Below are 312 nucleotides of genomic sequence, written 5' to 3'. Positions count from 1 at the left end.
AGTTTGCGCCTGGACTCGTTCAGCGACGAGTTAAATCGTCGGTGAATGAGTCACAGTGCGTATGAATGATGGCTTTGGTCTGTTAGTGCTCGTGGGCTTAACGTCTCGTTACCTCGACGCGCACACCCCGAGTCTATCGACCGCGTCTTGTACGCGGGACCTCGGCGGTGTCTCTTTTCCAAGTGGGTTTCGAGCTTAGATGCGTTCAGCTCTTACCCCGTGCGGCGTGGCTACCCGGCACGTGCTCTCTCGAACAACCGGTACACCAGTGGCCACCAACCGTAGTTCCTCTCGTACTATACGGTCGTTCTT

Annotated in this window: 1 rRNA gene; it reads right to left on the bottom strand. The window is 56.1% G+C overall.

Annotated features, from left to right (window positions below):
- Nucleotides 1-62: 62 nt before the first annotated feature.
- Nucleotides 63-312: ribosomal RNA gene (locus tag C443_RS21945) — 23S ribosomal RNA — on the bottom strand; the annotation flags it as partial.

This window comes from Haloarcula argentinensis DSM 12282 (genome assembly GCA_000336895.1).
Classification (GTDB): domain Archaea; phylum Halobacteriota; class Halobacteria; order Halobacteriales; family Haloarculaceae; genus Haloarcula; species Haloarcula argentinensis.
This window is presented reverse-complemented; position numbering and strand designations above follow the sequence as displayed.